Consider the following 21,486-nt stretch of genomic DNA (forward strand, 5'->3'; position numbering starts at 1 on the left):
AGAATGAAACTCCGTCAAGCGGGCGCATAGCGAGCCAAAAGCGAGCGGTAGCCCGCTGTGGTTTCAGAAAAGCCCGCGCGGGGCCGCACGCGACCGCCAGACGATCTAAGCACTCACGACGAAGTCGTAAAGCACCCACGACACCAAAATCATGATGACGTCGTAGCCACCCGCCAAAGCCATTGACGTGGTAAACGTCTCCATCACTTCCTCGCCGCCAACCAACACGCCCGTGGTCGCCGAAACGCACGCCCATAGAAGCGGGAACATCAGCGGAATGAACAGCACCGCGAGCATCACGTCTTTGCCACGCGTGTTGATGGTGATGGTCGAAAGCAGCGTGCCAATGCCCGCAATGCCAATGGTACCCACCAAAAGCGGCGCGAACATAAGCGGCCACGTCTCGGCAGCGCCCACCGTTCCCAGGAAAAAGAAGAAGAACAGCGGCACGCAAATAATCTCGACAATCAGCAGGAACACGAGGTTCGCCGTCGCCTTCGCCAAGAAAATCACCGAGCGATCCATGGGCACGAGCAAAATGCTTTCCAAACAGCCGTTTTCCTTCTCGTGCGAAAACGAGCGGTTCAGTCCCAGCAAGCTCGTGAACAGCACCACGACCCACAGAAGGCCGCCCGCCATTTGCTGAATATCGAGCTCGCTTCCCGCCTGGGCAAGCGACGCGCCGTACACCACGAGCACGAGCAGGGCATACAGGCCCATGGACGTGATCATTTCCTTGGTGTGCAGCTCCTGGGCGAGGTCTTTGCGCAAGAGCGCCTTGTAATGAGCCCAGGTGGAGGGCTTTTTCATTTTCACGGCCACTTACGCCACCCCCATTCCCACGGTCTCGCGATAGAGCTGGCGGAACTGCTCGAAATCGATGTCTTCCTTCGGCGCGTAGCTCACCACGCGGCCGCGCGCGAGCACAAGCGCGTGCGTGCACACGTCGAAGCCCTTCTGCAAATCGTGGCTCACCATGACGAAGGTTCGCCCGTCGCGCAGCTGCTCGATGAGACCGTCGAATATCTCGACCGCATGGGGGTCAAGGCCGGCGTAAGGCTCGTCGAGAAACACCACGTCGGGATCGTTCATCAGGGCGCGCGCGATGGAAAGGCGCTGCGTCATGCCGCGCGAGAAGGTGCGCACCACGTCAAAGCGGCGATGGTCGAGCTCAACCGCGCGCAAAAGCTCGCGCACGCGTTCCTCGGCGTTCACCACGCCGTAGAGCTGCGCGGTGAACATGAGGTTTTCCATAGCCGTAAGATCGGGGTACAGCATGGGGTTATGCGAGATGAGCCCGATGTGCTCGCGCACCTTGTCGGGCTCTTCCTTCGCGTCGAACCCCGCCACGAACGCCGTGCCCGATGTGGCGCGAGAAAGCGTGGCAAGCGTGCGCACGAGCGTAGTTTTGCCGGCGCCGTTCGGCCCGAAAATCGAGAGGAACGCGCCTTCGGGCACCTCGATCGACACCTTGTCGAGCGCCTTGCGATCGCCGAACACCTTCGTGAGCTTTTTCGTTTCAATGGCGTTTGCCATAGCTGCTGCCCTACGCTTCCGCCGTTGCCACGGGCTTAGTCGCCGTCGCAGCATCGGTCACGGCCGCAGTTTCGGTCGCGGCCTCGGCAGCGCCTTCAGCCTTATTCGCGGCCTGTTCCGCACACGTCTCGCCCGTGGACGCTTCCGCACGAGCATCGCCCTTACCGGCTTCCGCCCGGGCCGCAGCCTTCACCTTAGTGGAAGGCTTTCGACGGCCGAACGCGCCAAGGCCGGTACCAACAACGAGCATCGCAAAGCCAACCCACACCCAGCTGATGAGCGGGTTCACGCGCACATCCATCGACAGCTGGCCGGCATCGTTCACGCCGCGGTACACCACGAACAAGTCTTCCATGGGGAAGCTGATCACGCTCGCGTTGAGCTTGGTCTGCTGCGTGGCCGATTGCAGCGTCACCGAAGGCGACACGGTGTCAATATAGTTGCCAGAATTCGTGTCGTACACCTCGAACTGAGTGCAGTAATCGATCTGCTTGCCGTTCGCGGTCTGGTTCACCTCGTTGTTCAAGTAGCGAAGCTCGTAGTTTTCAATTACGAACGTGCCGCCCGTGTTGGCATCCTGGTCGAAGTCGACATAGCCGACCTTCTCGGTCACGTACATCGACGAACCAATGAGGCCCACCAAAATGATGGACATCGCGAGGTGCGTGATGTAGCCGCCGAAACGTGGCGCGTCGGCTGCGAGGCTCGCGAAAAACGCCGCCACCGGGTTTTTGCCCATGGCCTTCGCGCGCGCGCCGACCGTGCGGCCAATAAGGAACAGCGTGTTGAAGAACAGCAAACTCGCCACCGCGAAGCCCACCACGGCGATGCCGTTGTAGTACCACATGGGGCCTTCCGACGCGAGTTCTTCGGCCTCGGTGCCGCCCGCCTGAATGATGGCGTCATACGCCGGGTAGAGCGTGGTCGCGAAATACGACATAAGGCCGACGAACAGCACGACCGCGCACAGTGCGGGGATGCGCGCCTTCTTCCAGAACGTCTTGGGGTCGGTTTTCACCCAAGAAAGCAGCGGACACACAGCGATAATCGCGCAGTACACCACGCCGAGCGGGCGCGCGATGGCGTTGTACGTGCCGGCAGACAGGCTCTGGCCGCCGAACGGCAACCACGAAGGCAGCGCGCTTGCCACCGTGAGGTAGCACAGGATCACCGTGAACACGATCATGATCACGTTGTTGAAGTAATACGCGGCGTCGCGCGAGGCGAACGATTCCATAACGTCGTTCTCGCCGGGGCAGAAGCTCTTCCAGCGAACGAACAGGCCAATAACGCCCGCGAGCATCGAAACCGCGATAAGGCCGCCGAAAAGCACGAGCGAAACGGGGTCGCCCTCGAAGGCGTGCACCGATTGCACGATGCCCGAGCGCGTGATGAACGTGCCGGTAATGACGAACGCAAACGTGATGCACGCGCACATAATCGACCAGCGCTTAAACGCGCCGCGCTTGCGGTACACGGTGAAGCTATGCACGAGCGCGAGCGCCACGCACCACGAAAGTAGGCTGGCGTTTTCCACGGCGTCCCAGCCCCAGTAGCCGCCCCAGCCGAGCACGACGTAGGCCCACACGCAGCCAAGGCCAATGCCGATGCCCAGGAACAGCCACGAAATCATGGCGAAGCGGCTCGAACGCTCGACCCATTTCTTCGAAGGATCGTTCACGATGAGCGCCGCGATGGCGTACGCGAACGGAATGGTGAGGCCCGCGTAGCCAATGAACAGCGTAGGCGGATGAATGGCCTGCGCCCAGTGCTCAAGCAGCGGGTTCATGCCCTGCATGGAACCCGTGTTCGTGAGGCGGCCCGAAGAATCGATGTAGGGCGCGGCGGTCGCGATGAAAGGCATGTTGCTTTCCGAGAAGAGCATGACAGCCACAAACGCAACGAGCACGAGGCCCGACACGAGCAGCGCCATACAGTCGATGGGCTCGTCGTGCTTCATCACGCGCACGGCGACAGCCACGTTGAAGGCCGAAATGAGCCATGCCCACAGCAGCAGCGAGCCCTCACGGCCGGCCCACAGGCCCGCGAAGCGATAGAGCACGCCGAGCGCGCCTTCCGCTTCAGAATGCTCGAGCAGCACGTATTCGATGGAGAAGTCGCCCGTCATGAAGCAGAAAACGAGCAGGCCGCAGCAGAACGTGAGCGCGACGAACGCAAGAATGTGCGCCACAGCGCCCGCCCACGCGAACGTGTCGGCGGAAGAGGCGCGGCGGCTGCCGCGAAGCGCCTGCGAAACAAGCAGGCACGCAGAGCCAATGGTCACGCCCGCGAAGGCGATGACCAGGCCAAACAAACCAAAAGTAGACACGCTTTAACCCTCCTGCGCGACGTCGGTAGCCTTGAATGCGCCAGAGGCTTCCAGCGAGCCGGTGACAACGACCGAAGTGCCATCGGCGATGCCGTCGGCAAGCGCGCCGTCGTAATCGACCGCGATTTCGCGTGAGGCGTCGTTGGCGTCGACGACCACGAAGCGCGGCTCGCCGCTTTCGGCGGCCGAGGTGAGCGTGCCGGCCTTCACGGTGCCCTTGAGCTTCACGGTGGTGTTAATGATGGAGTCACCGTAGTCGAGAAGGTTCATCACGCTCAGCGCATCGGTGGCGCTTTCGTACTTCGAGGGGCACTTCGTCACGAGCTCGCTGCACACGAGCTCGAGGCCACCTTCGCCCTCGACGATTTTGCCCGTGCAAATAGCGGTCACGCCGTTGCCAAACGTCGAAGAAGCCGCGCCGTCATAGCTCACGTGGAGTTTCTGGGCCGGGTCGCCCCCATCGGGATCGTAAATGTCGAACGTGAGCACGCCGTCGACCGTGGCAAACGAGTTGTCGACCACGTTGCCGGAAACCTGCACGCGCTCGCCGGCGAGATCGGATTCCAGGGCGTCTTTCACCGAGATGGTTTTCGCTGCGCCGCTCGAGCCGACAATGGCCAGAACAATCGCGAGCACCACAACGATGACGCCCGTGACCACAATGAGCCTGCGCTTCATTTTGGAGTTCATTCGCTTCGCTCCTTTTCCATGCGGCGCTTCCTCGCCGCTCCCCTTGCGCGCACGCGCACGCGCGCGCCCGTAACTCAATAAAGCCCCATCGGGCATTGCGGCCCCGCATCAAAAAAGAGCAGGGCATTCCTACTCTGTAGCATACAAAAAAGGACCCGCCAAAAACTGGCGGGTCCTTTTGTTCCATGGCGCTTCGGGAAACTACGCAAATTGTAGTACCCAAGGCGTTGTGACCGATGAGAGCGTCAGACTAGAGAGTCTGAGCCTTCTTGGCCTCGCTCGCGGTAAGCCAGCCCTCCGGGATAGGAGCGTCGCTGTGGCAGCTGGAGCAGTAGTTCACAGACTGAGCATGGCCCTTGTGGCACTGCGTGCAAGCGTACTCGCCGTGCTGGGAGACATGCGGGTTGCGGGTGCTGGACAGGTCGGCGGTCAGAGCCACGAGGTCGTCGCGGGTCATGACGGAACCGTCAGCGTTGGTGTGGCAACCGGAGTTCAGGCAGAACTCGTCGTCTTCAGCGCCACGAGCAGCAACAAGCTCGCTGATGTCGCGGGTCTCGAGGACGGTGTCGCCCTGCTTGTTCTCGCCAGCAACCTCATAGTTGCCAGAGATCCAGTTCATGCCCTCGGTGACCTGCTCGGTGATGACAGGCTGATGGCAGCCGAGGCAGGTGGCGCCGGCTTCGGTCTTGTGCAGGTAAGCCATCATAGCGTTCTTCTGATCCTCAGAAGTGAGCTCGTTACCATACTTATCGTAGTTGCCGGAATCGTAGGTCTCGAGGTACGCGTCCATCGGGGTGTGGCAGATGGCGGCGCAGAAGCTCGGCTGCTCATGCCAAACCCAGAAGCCCGCACCAGCGGCCACGATCACGACAGCGATAACGCCGACAACAACGGGCCACTTCTTCTTGCCCTTTTTGGCGGCTTTGGTATCCGCAGCTTCGGTCGTTTCAACCTTCTCTTCTTCAGCCATGGATACCCCCTTTCTTTTTCTTCTTTCCTTCACTTCCCCGTATTCCGTGTACAAGTTGGAGGGGATGCCCAAAGCATCTTGGTAAATCTGTACACGAAATACTTCGGAAAACTTTAGCACAGTTGACCGAAAAACCGCCGAAAAAGCCCTCACCCATTTGGGGGGAAATTACAACAAATTACGTATATGGGGCGCATTTTCCCTCGTCTGCAGAGTGTGAAATACCTATTCGTTAAGTATTTTGACGTATGAAGTGCTCCAACGGCGGTGTTCATTTGCTTAGAGTAACTTTTTTGCTGCATTGGTGAAGTATCATCTTTTGAACACTTTTCCATGGGGATGAAAAGCGTGTTTTGAGTGAGTTCGCATCGGCGCGACCATGCAAATCGGGCGGAAAACTCGCGCCTGTGAAACGTCCGCAGCGCAAGGCGGACGATGGCGCCGAACTATTTGGCGCTCCCCTTTCACGCAATTCTTCCGCAGCGCTTTCTCGATGGTCAGCGCGCCGCCTTCGAAGTTTTCCAGTATGCGCCACGCCTCTTCTTCTATGCGTGCGTCGCGTTCTTCGAACGGTATGTCTGCCAAAGGGCGGCGATGTACGCCGGAGAATTCGGTCGGCGGGTTCAGGTCGTATTCCTGCAGAACCTCGGGGTGCGCGCACAATGCCCGCATGACTTCACTTTGCTTTTCTGGGTCACGCCGCGCGCGATCGCGGCCGACGCGAAGATTCAACCCCAAACGCGCATTAGCGAAATCGACCATGGAATCGAGCAATTGAAAAAAACGAATGCCCTGAGTAGGATTCAGCACCATGGCTCCCCCTAAAGTCGGGAACAGCATTTTTGCAAACATTACCATAGTGCGAAGAACGATGCGGGCGACAGAAGGCGCCGCGGGGTCGGGCTAGCGTTTTGGTAAACGTGGGTGGACCTGCGCGGGGTCGGGAAAGCGTGCGCAAATCGACTTCCCCATTCACCCTCGGCGGACGTAAAAGCCCCTCAGCATTGCCGGCAAAGCAAGACGCAACGCCACCGACAGCCAACCCGCCAGCCAAAACAGATGCCTTCGCACAAAAATGCACGAAGTGCGTACCCTTGGTTAACGATGCAGTCAAAAGGCACGCACGCACAAACATAATCCCAGGTCGCGATAGCTCATAAACAGCTTGTAACATCGTGTTTCGAAATAGGGTACGCACTTCGTGCGTTTTCATGCGAAGTCCAAGCGCTCCCCCACGCATAGCGGGCGGTTTTCTTGGCGCGGCTGCGCGCGCCCACAGGCTCATGAGCCTTAAGAAAAAGAGAGCCCATACGGGCTCTCTTTTTGGGAGGGATTATTCGGTTAGCGTTGGCGCTATTTCGCCAAATCCTTGCCGAGCAAGTAACCGTAGGTGATGCAACGGCCGTGGCTATTGCCCGCAACGTTGATCGGGTAGTCGACGGCGGTGATGTCGCCCATGCAATTTCCGAGCGCATACAGGCCCTCGATCGGCTTGCCGTCAGCGTCGAGGCACTCAAAGTTAATGTCGGTCTTCAAGCCGCCAGTCACAGTAAGCAGCGCCGGACCAACCTTCAGCGCGTAGAAGGGACCTTCCTTGACCGGGGTCAGGAACACCGGCTTCTTGTAGTAGTCGGTGTCTTCGCCAGCCTCGCACATGCCGTTGTAGCGTTCGACGGTTTTGGAAAGCGTGCTCGCGTCGCAGCCAATCTTCTTCGCGAGCTCTTCGATGGTGTCGGCCTCGTAGGCAATGCCCTGCTCAATGTAAGCCGGAATCTGCGTCTTGAAGTACTCAGGCGCAAGGCTCAAATCGCTGCCGTAGGGACGGAAGCTATCCCAGAACATGCCGCCGCCATAAGGAAGGCCCGCCACCAGATCTTCCGGCCAATTTGCGTCGAAGACCGACCACGCCTCGCCGTTGGGCTGGCGGTTGATCGCGAGGGACTTGCCCTGGACCCACGTGTCTTCGCACATGAAGCGCTCGCCGTTGTCGTTCACGAACAGGAAGGGACCATGGAACCAGCAGAATGCCTGGGGATGCATCATCGTGGGAAGCGGCAGGTCTTGCAGCTGCGCGCCAGCCCACATACCCATCTTGTGGCCATCGCCCGTGTTCGCGCCAACGGGAGTGTACTGGCTGCGGGGCTGGCCGTATTCCACGCAAATCGGCGCGTAAGCCTTGCACATGTCCAAATTGCCACCGATGTCGCCCGTGCACAGCACGACGCCCTTTGCGGCGTTGTACTGCACGTACTTGCCGTCGGCTTCGCAGATGCAGCCAACGACCTTGTCGCCGTCTTTGACGAGCTGCACGGCAGGCGAATTGAACACGAACTCGGCGCCGGCCTTCACGGCATCGTTGTACAGCACCTCAGCACCCACAAAACCCGTGGACTTCAAATCGCTGCCCTCGGGCTTCATGCACATATGGTAGCCAGGTTGCTCGGCGTAGACATCGTCGTGGCTATAGAAAGCGCCGACCATCACGGCGCAGCCAGCCGCTTCGGCCTTATCGAGCAGCCAATTGGAAGCTTCCTCGGAGTTATTGAAGAACTTCACGATAAGGTCTTCGTTCGCGCGGCTCGCGCACTGGGAAATCCAATGCTGCTTGGCGTTGACCTTGTCAACCTTGATACCGAGCTGGTCCATGTAGCGCGAATTGATGGCGCCAAAACCGCCGCCGCGACCCTGCCAGCTTTCGGTTTTCTCGACAACCGTCACCTTGCCGCCGTTCTCGGCCGCAGAACATGCGCACGCGCAGCCCGAAAGACCGGCGCCAATAACCAAAATGTCGGTATCGACCGTTTCAGCGATGTCGGTAATGGGTTCGGGCGCCTTTTCCCATTCATGCTGAGTAGCCGTATCGGCTGCGCCTGCCGCTTCGGTCTTTTTCTCGGCCGACGGCGCGCAGCCCGCGAGGCCCGCACCCGCAGCGACGCTCGCAAGCGCGGCGCCCGTGAGGAAATTACGACGCGAAATTCCCTTAGTCATGGTTTCTCCCTCCTTGGTTTTTCACGAGGCGCCCCCGCGCCCCGCCGCGGCCTCCCTGCCGCGATATGCCCACTATGCCGCCCGAAAACGACCATCCGCAACATCCGCTCGGGCCCATTTTTCGAGTTTTCGCATATGGGCCGTTTCGGCCCATAGGGCAATTTCCCAGGTCAGGCTATAATGCCGTGCGGGGAGGAACTAATGGGATTCAAAAAGGGCATTCGCGCCTGCGCAAAGCGCAGCACGCATCATTTCATCGGGCTCGGCTTTTGGCAGGCATGGCAAATGGTCATGCTTTGCACAAGCGCCATAATTCCCGACGGCGGAGAAGGCACGCGCCTGAAATCAATCGCGCTGTTCGCGACAACCGCCGGCTATCTGGTCGTTATTGCCGCATACAAAATAAGGCCCAGCTTATCCTCATCGCCAAGAGCGCTTCTCGGCGCCGGCGCCGCTATGGCCGCAGGAACGTTTCTCATGCTCTTCGTCGCTTTCATCAGCGACGTCGGATTGAAATTCGTTGCGCTCGCTTTTGCCCTCGCCCTTATGTCATGGGGCAATGCTGCGCTGCTTATTATGTGGGGAGAATTATGGGAGACGCTGGCAACCGGCCGCGTCGGCCAGCACCTCTACCTGTCATACGCATTCGCATTCGTGCTGTTCTTCACCGCGAATGCGCTCCCCCACCCAATCGACGGCCTCGTCGCATGCCTGTTTCCGCTCGCCTCGTGCTTCATCCTGAAATCATGCGCGAACGAGCCACGACGCCGCCCCTCTTCGGCGCCGCTTCGCCTTGAGGATGTGCCTTTCAAGCAACTCATCGTCTTCATCGTGCTGTTGAGCACGCTTTGGGGCGTAAGCCAGAAAATCGCACCTCAATTCGTCGCGCTTCCCGACGCGACTTTTTTCCTGACGGAAAGCATGTTCGTGGCAGGAATCGCCATCGTGGCACTTGCGGCGAACCTGGCGCTCACCTCGCCAGAATCGGAATCAATCGCGCTTTATGAGCCCATCGCGCCAGCAATGGCGCTGGGCATTGTCGCACTCGCCATTTTGCCCGAGCAATGGGCGCCAATTGGCAACGGCCTTCTTACCATGGGCGTGTACTGCCTGGATATGTTCCTCATGCTCACGGCGACCGACTTGGCTTTTCGAACGGGAATTTCGGCGGCGCTGATTTTCGGCGGCACGGTAGTGGCCTCGCGCATCGGGACCACCGTCGGAACATTCTTCGCTAGTTTCGTACTTGGCAATGAGCTCGATGATGTAGCGAAACTCACGCTTGCGGTAATTTCGCTCGGCGTGATTGTGGCAGCATCGACACTGCTGTTCTCGAAAGCCGACCTTATGAAGATTTACGAAGCCAGAGACACGCGCAATGCCCCTACCCCAGGAGGATATTCCACCGGCCCCGCTCCGGGTCGCGGCAAAACGCCGGTCGCAACCAGCGCTGGCGAAGATGGGAACAGCTCAAGCGCAACCGTTCTCGCGATGCCGCTCACCATCGAGGCGCAGTGCGACATCGTGGTCAATCGGGCCGGGCTTACCGCGCGTGAGGCCGAAGTGCTCGAGCTACTCGTTCGTGGACGCACTGTGCAAGACATATGCGACGAGCTCACCATTGCGAAAGGCACCGCCAAGCACCACGTGAGCAATATTTACCGCAAACTTGGCGTCGGCGATCGCCGCAGCCTCTACGACGTGGTCGAAAGCGCACGAGAGTAAGGCTGAAAAGGCAAGCTGCTGAAGGCACGACGAACTCACTTCGCACAACATGCATCCTCGCGTCCACTCCACACGGCACGCATTTTTGCGCAACGCACATACCGCGCAGACCGCCGACCGCTAACGCCAACGACAACGACGGCCAAAACAGATGCCCTTGCACAAAAATGCACGAAGTGCGTACCTTAGTCAACGATGCCAGCCAAAGAACGCGCGTGCTCAAGCAAAACACCAGGTCGCGATAGCTCATCAACGGCTTTTGGCATCGCGCCTCGAAATAGGGTACGCACTTCGTGCGTTTTTATGCGAAGGCTGAATACACCCATGCATAGCGGGCGGTTTTCTTGGTGCGGCCACGCGCGCCAGACTGAAGCTTCAAGAAAAGCCGCGAAGTAATTCGCGGCTTTTTGCTTTAGACGTTGGTTTGCGGCGCGCGGCACAAACCGCGAAATGTTTCCTACAACTCAGGATGCCTCGGCAGCACGAACCCAATTTCAAGAGCCGAATGCGGGCAGGCGTCGACGCATTTCCCGCACAGCATGCAATCGCCTGAGGCAACGCGGTCGGTCTTGCCCGCGAGGGCATCGTCGAGAATCCTAGGATCGCACAAGCACGCCGCCTGGCATGCGCCGCAATGCACGCACGCGCCGTGGTCGATTTTCACGCTCACAAGCCCCACGCACCCCAGAGCTTCGTACATGCCGCCGAGCGGGCACAGCGCACGACACCACACGCGGCGCGACCAGAACAGCTCGGCCACGACAATTGCCGCAAGCGTAAACACGCCGGCGAACGAGCCGAACAGCACGGCTTTGTTCACGGCGCTTATGGGATTCACCAATTCGAACACGGGCACGCTGCATACTGCGGAAAGCGCGAGCACCGCCGCCGCAATTCCGACCTTCGCGCGCCGCGGCACCGAGCGCTCACGCACCGCAATGCCCGACTTGCCACGAAGCCAGTCAACAAACTCGCACAGCAGGTTCACCGGGCACGCCCAGCCGCAAAAAACACGCCCGCGAATTATGCCGTAAACCACCAAAACAGGAAGCGCCCAGGCGAGTCCGGCAAAAGCGACGCTTTTCGCCGCAACCGCCACCTGGAGCGCAGCGAATGGATCTAGCAAATCGAGCCCAAACAAACGCGACGACGAGAGGCTTCCCCACCAAGCAAATCCGTCCGGCGTCGCAAGCGGTTCTTCGGGGGAAGAAAAGCCCAACCCCGCAGCGCCCCAACCCGAAGCGAAAAGCGGAATGAAGAAGAGAACCGCTACAGCAATTTGAACCGCACGGCGCGCAGCCGTCCAACGCCCCTTACGTTTCTTCGCCACGGCAGACCTACTTCCCCAAGTTGTCATCTTCGAAATTGGCATAGACCAGATCGACGCCGCGGACCGTATCGATACTCACGAAATCGCTCGCGATACGATGGCTTTCATCGATGCCGTCGGCTTCCACAGTTACTACTACTTTTCCCTGACCAGCGTCGATGCCATGCACTTCCACGCCATCGCGCGCCGCAAGATTGGCGGCAACAGCGTCGCAAGCATCGGGGGCACATTCAACAATCAAGCTCGAAATCGTCATCAAAATTCCCTCTCAAACATGGCCCGTCAACAGCTCGGCGACGAAGCGCTCCCGCATCTTCCACCCGCGTCTTCCACTCGCGCACCCTCGCTCGCGCCGCCGTCCCCTTCGGCCCCTCCGATCGCCAAGCGAACGTTAGTCGTCCAGGCCCTCTTGCCCGGTTTCGACTTCGGCCTCTTCGTAAGTCGCGTCGTCGCCAAGCTTCTTGTTCGGGTCAACCGAATGGCAACTGCGACATTCGTTGCGAATGGGGTCGAGCTCGAATGTCGACGGATCGTTATTCACGTAGTGGCCATTCGGCATGGCAACCGCATTTTTTGCCGTAGGGTTGCCCTGCACGCTGGCGCCATGGCATCGATAGCACTTATATGCCGTGCGATCGACGTATTTCTGGTGCTGCGCAGGCATGAGCTTCGGCGTGGTTTCGGTGCCAGCGACCGCATTTGACGGCTCGGGCTGCTGGGCCGCACAACCAGCGCCCGCAACGCAACCAACGGCCAACACGACAGTCGCAACCGCAATGCCCACGCGCGTTTTGAAAATCTTCATCGTCATACCCTCCCTAGGCCTTCTTGATGCTGACGCACGTCTTTTTGTAGTCGGTTTCTTTCGAAAGCGGACAATAGTAGTCCTGCACAACGCGGTTGATGAGCGTTTCTGCCGCGAAGAACGGCGCGAACACCATGCCCGATGGAGGCTCCACGCGGCCGGCGAGCGATGCCTTGATCTGCATCGTTCCATGGGGGCTCGTGAGCTGCACCATATCGCCGTCGTTAATGCCAAACGCGGCGGCATCGTCGGCATTCATGGAAAGCAGGGCCTCAGGCAACGCACGGTCGAGCTCCTCAACGCGACGCGTCATGGTGCCGGTGTGCCAATGCTCGAGCAAACGACCCGTGCAGAACCAGAACGGAAATTCCGCAGAAGGTTCCTGCGCCGGCGGCTCATAGGGGCGAAATACTACCGAAGGCTTGTGGTCAGCGCTCTTGTACCAGCTCATACCGCCAGCAAGCCCCTTTTCGCCATACATCTCGATGCCGACCTCGTCGTAGCCATCGGCCTGCTTGCCATCAGAAAAACGCCACTTAGTGGGAAGCCACTGCCCATCAACTTCACGCACGGGCCACGTAAGGCCATGATGCGCTAAATACTCGTCGTAAGGAGCAAGCTGCTTAGCTTCCATCTTGAGCTTCTTTTCGGCGTTGATTGCAGCCGCGCGTTCGTTCAAATCGGGATTCGAGAACGTGCGGTACTCCTCCCAAATCGCGCGATTGACTTCGCGCGAATCGCCATTGAAGTCGTCTTTACCAGCATCCCAAATGAAGCCAAACAAACGAGTGAACGCATCTTCGCCGTCAATTGTTTCGCCTTCAAGCACGCGGCGCGCGACTTCGAGCAGCACCCACACGTCCCACTTGGCATCGCCCACGGGCTCCACGGCCTTTTCAAACACTGAGGTGCGGCGCTCCGCATTGCCGAACTGGCCCTCGCGCTCCACCCACATCGCCACGGGAAACACGACGTCGGCATACCGCGTCGTAAGCGTCGGATATACCTCATTTACCGCAATGAACGTGTCGAAAATGCCCGTATGCTCACCATCTTCGCCCAAGAAACGCGTCAGATTCGGCAAAGACTGCGCCCAGTTGTTGTGCGCGCTCCACAGGAAATCGATGTTGCCTTTCGACATCTCGCGGAAGAGTTTAATCGTGTGATAACCAGGCGTTTTAATTTCGTCGAGGTAGCCCTCAGGCAGATTCCAAACGGCTTCGGTGTAGCGACGATGCGCCTCGTTGGACACCACGAGGTCGGCCGGCAAGCGGTGGCAGAACGTGCCCACCTCGCGCGCCGTTCCGCATGCGCTCGGCTGACCGGTGAGCGAAAACGCCGTTGAACCCGGCTTGCCGTACTTACCGGAAAGCAGATGAATGTTATGCAGGTTGTGGTTCATCCATGTGCCGCGATTATGCTGGTTCACGCCCATGGTCCACAGGCTCATCACGCGCAAATCAGGGTCGGCGAACACTTCGCACAAATCGGTGAGGCCCTCGACGGAAACGCCCGAAAGCTCGCTCGTGTACTCGAGCGTGTAGTCCGCCAGGCGCGCGGCGTATTCCTCAAACGTGCATGCGGTGGTTTTGTCGACCAATTTGCCCAGGTCGCTTTTATCGTAGCCGTCTTCCACCGCATTGCCGATGTTTTCGGTGCCCATTTTGAATTGCAGGTGATCGCGCACGAAATCGGCGTCGTATTTCTTATTCTGAATGAGGTAGTTCGCAACGCAGTTCGCGATAGCCAAATCGGTGCCCGGGCGGAACAGCAAAACCTTATCGGCGCTTGCCGAGGTTCGTGTTTTCATCGTGGTGATGTCGATATGGCGAACGCTTTCATTTTGAAGCTTATGCGCAGTGAGTCGCGAATAGAGCATCGGATGCGCCTCGGCCATGTTGGCGCCCCAGGTGATGAAAACGTCGGCGTTGTCGAGGTCCTCGTAACAACCGGCGGGCTCGTCGGTTTGGAACACGTTCATGAAGCCGACGACGGCGCTCGCCATGCACATGCGCGCGTTCGGGTCGATATTGTTGGAAAGAAGGCCCGCCTTCCAGAACTTCGCGGTAAGGTAGCCTTCCGTAATAGGCTGCTGGCCGCTGCCCCAGAACGCAAGACGGCTCTTGTCGTTCTTCCACGTTTCACGCAACTTGCTCGATACAAGCTCGAGCGCTTCTTCCCAGGTGGCTTCGCGCAAACCGCTTTCGGTGCCCTTGGTGCCTGTATCATCGCGAATAAGGGGCGTGGTCAGACGGTCTTTTCCATACAGGATCTTGCCCAGGTAATAGCCCTTCACGCAGTTCAGACCGCGATTCGATTGGTTGTCAGGGTCGCCGGTGACCGCCGTGACCTTGCCGTCTTTCGTCTCGATCAGCACGCCGCATCCGCACCCGCAGAAACGGCATACCGCGGTATACGTTTGCGTATCGCCCGCGCCCGCTTGCCCCGCATCGGGCTTGCTGGCGCATGCCGCCAGGCTGCCGCCCGCTGCCGCCATTGCAGCAGCGATCGCCGAAGACTTCACGAAATCGCGTCGCGTAACATCCATGATGTCCACCTTCCTTAGTAACGGTTCTTCCCTGTATCCTTTTAGAGAGCGTCCTTCGGAGGCGCTCTGGTGCCCCACTCGGTTATTGGGCGCCGATCGGCGTTCGGCCGTCATAGCCGCTTCGATTTCGGCAACGCACCCCTCGGGCCCTGAAGAAAGCTACGATTACCGCGCGGCCTTCGCGCCGCCAAAGCAACCGAAACGACGGTGTTGGCCGGCGAAGGCAAATCGGCTTTTATCCTGTCCAAGGATTCGATACGTGTTTTGCCTGCTCCTCGTCGATACGCCGGCGCGCCTCGCCGTAGTCGCGCACAATTTCGATAGCGACCTGCGGATCACCCACAACGCAACGCTGCACGCACAAGCCGCACCCAACGCATTTTTCAGGATTGACCAGCGGCTCAAACACCGCGTGAATTGCATCGCCCTCGCGCACGGAGGCGCCGATGGTGATAGCAGAATCGATAAAGGGGCACGCGCGATAGCACACCTCGCAGCGCATCCCCTGCACGGCAATGCACAAATCGCGATTGATAACCGCGCATCCCATACACACCCCACCGCGCTCACGCACAGGGTGCAACGCCTCAGTAGGACACGCGGCGATACAAGGAAAATCGGCGCACAAACGGCACGCCTGGACGCGCGCGTCAATCGCGGGAGTCCCGGTTTCGGCGCCCGTTGGCCCTTTCACCATGCGAATCGCCTGATAAGGGCACGCCTCCAAGCAACGCCCGCACTTGATGCAACGTGCGCGGAAATCGGTCTCGTCCTTCGCCCCTGGCGGACGAAGAAGCCCTTCGCCATTGCCGGCGAAGCAGGTTGCAATGCCACCGGCGGCCACCCCGGCCGCGACGATTGCACCAAGCGTTGTCGTTTCCATTTCCCACCCCCATATGGCTCAAAGCCTGCAAATTGCATTATTTGACACAAAATTGCCTGCTAAAAGGGATGGTTCACGCTATATTTATGGGGACGATTTCTTTAATTCAAGCGATAGGGAAGCGCTTGATGGGGACGCTTAATCAGCCAAGGGGTGACGGCGATGATTTCGCTTGACCAAAACTCGCGAGACCCGCTTTACTTGCAAATTTACGATTCCATTCGGCGCGACATCACCGAGAACGCGCTTAAACCGGGCGAGAAGCTCATGCCCATTCGCAAGCTCGCCGAAAGCCTGGATGTATCGCGCAACACCGTGGAAAACGCCTACGCGCAGCTTCTGGCTGAAGGGTATGTCACAAGCCGCAGCGGATCGGGCTACGTGGTGTGCAACGTGGATTTTTCGCCTCTTTCGGAAGCGAGCATCGAAAAGGACCGCGCCGCCGCAGCTCGAGAGGCCAAACGCGTCGCTTCACCCGCAGCCGTCGGGCGAGTGAGCCCGTCGCTCAGCGATCAAGGGCTCGGTGGCAGAAGCGCCACCGAGCATGCAACCACGCACAGCACGAAGTTCACAAGCTCATCGCCTTCCGAAGGTCGCACTCCGCACGCGCCCGCCATCGAGTTCGACTTCGCCTACGGCGATCGCCCACGCGGAAGCTTCCCCGAAGTCGCGTGGCGCAAGCTCACAAGCGATGCGCTGTTTTCGGTTGATAGCAAGGCGAACGCATACGGCGATGGACTGGGCGAAATTGGGCTGCGCGCCGAAATCGCGCGACGCATCCATTCAACGCGCGGCGTGAATTGCGAGCCCGAACAGGTCGTTTTGCAAACGGGCACACAGGCAGCTCTCGGCAATCTGCTCGATTTGTTCGACCCCATGCGCGACGGCGTCGCCATCGAAAACCCGGGATACGACGGGGCTATGGCGGTGTTTCGCAATCGAGGATTCCGCATTGCGCCGCTGCCCGTTTGCCCCGACATAACCGAAGCTCAACAGGATGTCTTCGCCTCAAGACTTTACGCAAGCGGCGCGAAGCTCGCCTTCTGCACACCATCAAGCCAATTTCCGCTCGGCATGACCATGCCGCTTTCAATGCGCGTTCGCCTCATCAAGTGGGCCGCAGAGCGCGATGGATACATTCTGGAAGACGACTACTGCCGCGAATTCCGATATACCGAGCGGCCCATACCAAGCCTGCAGTCGCTCGACACGCGAAATCGCGTGATATATATGGGCACTTTCTCCAAGGTGCTCTCTCCAGCGCTGCGCATGAGCTACTTAGTGCTGCCACCACAGCTGCTCGATCGCTGGCGCGAGAAATTCGCTCGTCATTATTGCCCTGTTCCTTGGCTTTCCCAAAAGGTGCTTTACTTATTTATGACCGAAGGTTATTGGGACAGGTACACCCGCGCGACCATGACGGCATATCACAAACGCCGCAATCTGCTTATGGAATGCCTGCAGCATGAGATGGGTGACAAAATTGAAATTTTCGGCGGCACGGCCGGCTTGCATTTGCTCGTGGCGACCCGCGATGGTCGCTGTGAGTGCGAGCTGCTCGCCGCCGCGGAAGCGGCGGGCGTGCGCGTGTACCCCACCAGCGGCTATTGGATGCCGCGGCACCAAACCGATCCGTGCGGAAGATGCGTGCTCGTAGGTTTTTCGAGCATCGAACCCGAGCTGATTCCAGAAGGCGTGCACCGCCTCGCTCAGGCATGGTTCCCTGAAAAATAGCGCCGCCACCGCCAACGGGAACAGCGGCGAAAACAGATGCGCTTTGCACGAAAACGCACGAAGTGCGTACCCTTGGCTCACAATGCAGTCAAAAGGCATGCATGCCCCCGCAAAACCCCAGTTCGCGATAACTCATCGACACCCTTTAGGATCGCGTTTCGAGATAGGGTACGCACTTCGTGCGTTTTCGTGCGAGGTGCGGTACTTGCACATCCACTTCGCATGCGCCAGGCTGCACGTTTTTTGCGCCATGGCCCTCATGCCCTCACGTCTCGATATTTTGGCAGCCTGAACAATCGTCAATATCGAGCGAAAGGGCGGCTTTGTAAAGCGGATTGTCGTCCGCCCGCATAGCAGGCGGTTTTCTAGGCACAGTTACACGCGCCAGACTAAAGTTTTAAATGCGAAAAGGCCGCGAATCGCTTCGCGGCCCTTCAAGGGAGGGCGTTTTTTCGGTTCTCACAACCGATAGACTGGTTCGCCTCGATCCATCGGGCTTCGTCGACTCGGTTGGCTGGCACCACGATGGGCGCAACTGAAACAAATGCTTAGCCGAGCGATCCAGGCGAGCTATGCGAGCAGCGCAAGCGCTTCGTCGACGGCTTTCTCAGATTTGTCGAGCGTCGTGTCGGAGAGCTTCGAGTTATGCGCACCGTCACCGTTTTCGACCATCACGAAATCCCAGTAGAACTGCGCATTGCGATGCAGTTTCTGGCATTGCGCGAGCTTATCACCCGTCAACGTACCGGCCGCAACCTGATCGGTCATGGTGTTCGCGAGCTGTTCGATCTTCTTCGAAATTGCCTGCACGCGCTCTTCCTGATGCGTCTGAATCTGGGCAACTTCCGACTTCAAATCGCTATGGCAGTTCGAGCAATCGTTGGCCAGCAGGTCTTCGTTTTCAAGCGGGCTCGTCCATTTATGGCTCACATATACCGTGCCGTCTTCCGCGGTCGCCTTGCCCATATGGCAATCGGCGCAAGTGTAGCCGAGATTGGTCATGTACGAACCATCGCCGCCGTAATTCGTCTCAAACTCTGGATGCTGCACCTTGATCATAGGCGTGTCGGTGCCGGGATACTTCCAGTCGGCAAAGCCCATGCTGTCGTAGTACGCGAGAATCGCATCGGGCGTCATTTGCTCGCGGCCCGAATACGGGTTCGCGGGCACCTTGGTTTGACCGTTGAAGTAGTACTCGTTGTGGCACTGGCCGCACACCTGGGCCTCTTTCGGAATGCTGTCGGCATCGGGGCCAAGCGACTCGAAGAAAAACTTGTTCGTTACGGTGTTGGACTTCGGATCGTTCTCGTGGCAGTTGTAGCAGCTAATGGGCTCGTCGAACTGGCCAACCATGTCGTTGAACTTTTCGGCGTACACGCTATCGCCCTCGGAGTTCACCAGCGCGGTGAACTGGGGCGTTTTGCACGTGATGCAGTTCGCGAGCTGCTCTTTTTTCTGCGTGCGCGGCGTGTCTTTTATGCTGTCAAGCGTATATAGATGGCTGGACGCCTGGTCGTAGCCCAGCGCGAACGCGTATCCTTTGTACATGGTATTGAGCGCCGGATACGTTTCCAGGTAGTTTTTCTTACCGGAATCGGGCGAGTTCGCCGCGTTATCCATGTAGCTTTCGTACTCGTTCGGATAGATGTCTTTCCACGATTCGGCGGTCACCACGCCGAACTCGTCGGCCTCAGGCGTGGCGTGCTTGGCAGCGGCGTTTGGCGACGGTGCGGCCTCGATTTTGCCCGTAGTCGCAGAAGGCGCACAGGCGACTAGGCCCACAACCAGCGCAAACGATGCAACTCCAACACCCCACATGGCGACTTTCGTCTTGCTACCGCGCGCGAACGCTTTAGGCGACGCAGCTGTAGCGTCGGCCACCGATTCGCCGCGGCCCGCAACACCGAGATTGCACGCACCATTCATGCCATTCGCGGCTTCAAATTTGCCTTTGCTTTCAAACTTGTCGTTCTTCATGGGATTCCCCCTTCCCCTTACCATTTGCGGGAATGCAGGCCCTCCCTGTTCATTCCCTAGGAGCAATATACGTTGGAAAGCGTACCTTCAGAAGGGACGCTTTCTCGCATTTTAATGGGGACGATTCAAATTGACCTGGAAGTATGTGCCACTGCAGAGTTCGTACGATTGCCTGAGGAAAAACCCGCAGACGCAAACGCGCCTTACGCCCAGTTGGTGCGAGAAAACACGATTGCCCGCAAAACACGCTCAACTATAGGAGGCGCCAACAAACGCACGCGGTGAGCGAAGCGCACCCACGTCTCGCCCGCCTAAAACTCCAGCGCTTATTCAGCCTATAGCGCGCGCATACGCACGCTCATGTCGCAAGGCTTCGCGGAAAACGGCGCCGTGGTCGCCAGGCCATCGACGCCCGTGGCGGCGTAGGCGGCAGCGTTACTCGGGTTAATGCCGCCAGCGGCAATAAGCGTGAGGCGCGGGTCGATCTCACGCAGTTCAGCCACGAACTCCGCCAGCTGCTCGACAGGCACCTTGTCGAGCTGAATGCCGTCGACGCCTTCCCCACCTGCGCTTACGCGCGCAAGCGTGCGCGCCCGTTCGACGTTCGCTTCCACGAACAGCTTCTTCTCGATGCACTTCGCCTTGATGCTCGGCAGCTGTTCGACGAACGCGTCGAAGCCGCCCATGAATTCCAAATGATGGTCGAACACAAGCACGGTTTCGGAGAGGCCCAGTCGGTGGGGGAACGCCCCGCCCGCCATGACCGCGCTCGTGAGCAGGTCTTTTGCGCCCGGCATGCTTTTGCGCGTCGTGAGAACCTCGCAACGCGGATTCACCGCGTGCGCAGCGTTCACCATCGCGCGCGTTTTCGTGGCCACGGCCGACAGGTGGTCGAACGTGTTCAGGCACACCTTCCACGCCGCGTGCAAATCGGCCGACGCGCCGCGCACGGCAAAGAACGTCTCGCCCGCCGAAAGCTCGTTGCCGTCGGGCCGTGCGCTCACGATTTCGCATCCGCACTTTTCTGCGATACGGCGCGCCACAGGCACACCCGCGAGCACGCACGCCTCGCGCGTGAAGAACTCCATTTCACCCTGCTCGGCACCAATGCCCAAAACCTCGCTCGTGAGGTCGATATACGGAATATCTTCGGCAATGAGCTGGTCAATTCGAGAATCGGATATGCGCAGCATATTTTCCCCTTAATGCGGCTTCGGCGCGACAACTATTCTTGCTCTAGAATAGCCGTTCTCGCCGCGGGCGCAAGCTTCGATGCGAGATGGTGGCCGCCGGTCATTCCACGCCCGAGACCGCCGATCTTCTTGGGCGTGAGCGCGAAACACCGTCGTTGGGCACTGGATGGCTATCGGCACTGCCGCAAACACGGGGGTCGTTGCGGGACGATGCCCGCCCCAGACGCAAACGCGAAGTTTTCGTTGCAGAACGTTGACCGCTAACCGTCGCAGAAGATTGTGCGAAAGACTCCATAGAATCCCTTGCAACAATCCTTCGCAGGCACGCCCCGAGCCAAAGCCTGGCCAGAGCCCTTCACAGAAGCGCTCGGCTGAAACCCAATCGGAAATCCCAACGAAAGCGCCCGGCAAAAGAGGTCGGCAGAAAACGTCACAATGGGGCCTCATTGCAGATTGTCGAGCCTGAATTGGCAGAAAACGCCACGATGGGGCCCAAAATGACGGAGTTCAGGGCTCCAATGCAAGAACAATAATGCGACTCACAAGCGGTGTTTTCGCAAACCCCAGGTGAGAGAGGTGTGCTGAATTCGAGAAAGGCGAAAGGCCTCGGATCTCCGCCTGCAATGAGACCCCATTCTCGCCTTTTCTGACACGCAGCCGAACCATCCCGACACGCACACACGGCCGTACCTTAGTCCGGGTTCGAATCCTGGCGGCCCAGCCGCAGTCCGACACGCACACACGGCCGTGCCAGTCCGACGCGCCAGCCTAGCGCCCC

General features: G+C 59.1%; 16 protein-coding genes. 2 read left to right on the top strand and 14 right to left on the bottom strand.

The features are described from left to right. Nucleotides 1-105: 105 nt before the first annotated feature. The 7 genes from Q0D41_RS03835 to Q0D41_RS03865 all read right to left on the bottom strand — a co-directional run bounded on the left by Q0D41_RS03835 (nt 106) and on the right by Q0D41_RS03865 (nt 8,513). On the bottom strand, nt 106-822 hold the full coding sequence (locus tag Q0D41_RS03835) for a heme exporter protein CcmB (RefSeq protein ID WP_294375451.1): 717 nt from the start codon (nt 820-822) through the stop codon (nt 106-108). Continuing rightward, nucleotides 823-1,536 (bottom strand): ABC transporter ATP-binding protein, encoded by a 714-nt coding sequence (locus tag Q0D41_RS03840; protein WP_294375454.1) that lies wholly within the window; start codon nt 1,534-1,536, stop codon nt 823-825. Nucleotides 1,537-1,546: 10 nt separating this feature from the next. Beyond that, nucleotides 1,547-3,865 (bottom strand): heme lyase CcmF/NrfE family subunit, encoded by a 2,319-nt coding sequence (locus tag Q0D41_RS03845; RefSeq protein ID WP_294375459.1) that lies wholly within the window; start codon nt 3,863-3,865, stop codon nt 1,547-1,549. Nucleotides 3,866-3,868: 3 nt separating this feature from the next. Then, complete coding sequence (locus Q0D41_RS03850) at nt 3,869-4,555, bottom strand: cytochrome c maturation protein CcmE (RefSeq protein WP_294375461.1); 687 nt, start codon at nt 4,553-4,555, stop codon at nt 3,869-3,871. Between the two features lie 250 nt (nt 4,556-4,805). Further along, on the bottom strand, nt 4,806-5,525 hold the full coding sequence (locus tag Q0D41_RS03855; protein WP_294375462.1) for a cytochrome c3 family protein: 720 nt from the start codon (nt 5,523-5,525) through the stop codon (nt 4,806-4,808). 312 nt (nt 5,526-5,837) lie between these two features. Further along, nucleotides 5,838-6,338 (bottom strand): hypothetical protein, encoded by a 501-nt coding sequence (locus Q0D41_RS03860; protein WP_294375465.1) that lies wholly within the window; start codon nt 6,336-6,338, stop codon nt 5,838-5,840. A gap of 540 nt (nt 6,339-6,878) precedes the next feature. Beyond that, nucleotides 6,879-8,513 carry an FAD-dependent oxidoreductase gene (locus tag Q0D41_RS03865; protein ID WP_294375467.1) on the bottom strand — a complete coding sequence of 545 codons (1,635 nt, stop codon included), beginning with the start codon at nt 8,511-8,513 and terminating at the stop codon, nt 6,879-6,881. A gap of 201 nt (nt 8,514-8,714) precedes the next feature. Here Q0D41_RS03865 and Q0D41_RS03870 point away from each other — a divergent pair, with 201 nt between their 5' ends. After that, nucleotides 8,715-10,238 carry a helix-turn-helix transcriptional regulator gene (locus Q0D41_RS03870; RefSeq protein ID WP_294375470.1) on the top strand — a complete coding sequence of 508 codons (1,524 nt, stop codon included), beginning with the start codon at nt 8,715-8,717 and terminating at the stop codon, nt 10,236-10,238. A 457-nt stretch (nt 10,239-10,695) separates the two neighbouring features. On the opposite strand, the gene Q0D41_RS03875 is transcribed toward Q0D41_RS03870, so the two are convergent. The 5 genes from Q0D41_RS03875 to Q0D41_RS03895 form a co-directional block, all read right to left on the bottom strand. Further along, a complete protein-coding gene (locus Q0D41_RS03875) occupies nt 10,696-11,568 on the bottom strand; it encodes a 4Fe-4S binding protein (protein WP_294375472.1) in 873 nt (290 codons plus the stop codon). Between the two features lie 7 nt (nt 11,569-11,575). Next, nucleotides 11,576-11,824 (bottom strand): chaperone NapD, encoded by a 249-nt coding sequence (locus Q0D41_RS03880; RefSeq protein WP_294375475.1) that lies wholly within the window; start codon nt 11,822-11,824, stop codon nt 11,576-11,578. A gap of 135 nt (nt 11,825-11,959) precedes the next feature. Then, entirely contained in the window at nt 11,960-12,373 is a 414-nt protein-coding gene (locus tag Q0D41_RS03885) for a nitrate reductase cytochrome c-type subunit (RefSeq protein ID WP_294375478.1), read from the bottom strand. Between the two features lie 13 nt (nt 12,374-12,386). Next, nucleotides 12,387-14,921, bottom strand: coding sequence for a molybdopterin-dependent oxidoreductase (locus Q0D41_RS03890; RefSeq protein ID WP_294375491.1), 2,535 nt, complete (start codon nt 14,919-14,921; stop codon nt 12,387-12,389). 235 nt (nt 14,922-15,156) lie between these two features. After that, nucleotides 15,157-15,804 (bottom strand): 4Fe-4S dicluster domain-containing protein, encoded by a 648-nt coding sequence (locus Q0D41_RS03895; RefSeq protein ID WP_294375494.1) that lies wholly within the window; start codon nt 15,802-15,804, stop codon nt 15,157-15,159. A 162-nt stretch (nt 15,805-15,966) separates the two neighbouring features. On the opposite strand from Q0D41_RS03895, the gene Q0D41_RS03900 reads away from it, so the two are divergent. Then, complete coding sequence (locus Q0D41_RS03900; RefSeq protein WP_294375496.1) at nt 15,967-17,538, top strand: PLP-dependent aminotransferase family protein; 1,572 nt, start codon at nt 15,967-15,969, stop codon at nt 17,536-17,538. Nucleotides 17,539-18,108: 570 nt separating this feature from the next. On the opposite strand, the gene Q0D41_RS03905 is transcribed toward Q0D41_RS03900, so the two are convergent. Then, entirely contained in the window at nt 18,109-19,515 is a 1,407-nt protein-coding gene (locus Q0D41_RS03905; protein ID WP_294375498.1) for an ammonia-forming cytochrome c nitrite reductase subunit c552, read from the bottom strand. 335 nt (nt 19,516-19,850) lie between these two features. Then, the gene (gene modD, locus Q0D41_RS03910; protein ID WP_294375501.1) at nt 19,851-20,708 is read right to left on the bottom strand and encodes a ModD protein; all 858 of its coding nucleotides are present in this window, start codon (nt 20,706-20,708) and stop codon (nt 19,851-19,853) included. Nucleotides 20,709-21,486: the final 778 nt, after the last annotated feature.

Source organism: uncultured Slackia sp. (assembly GCF_934630525.1).
Classification (GTDB): Bacteria; Actinomycetota; Coriobacteriia; order Coriobacteriales; family Eggerthellaceae; genus Slackia.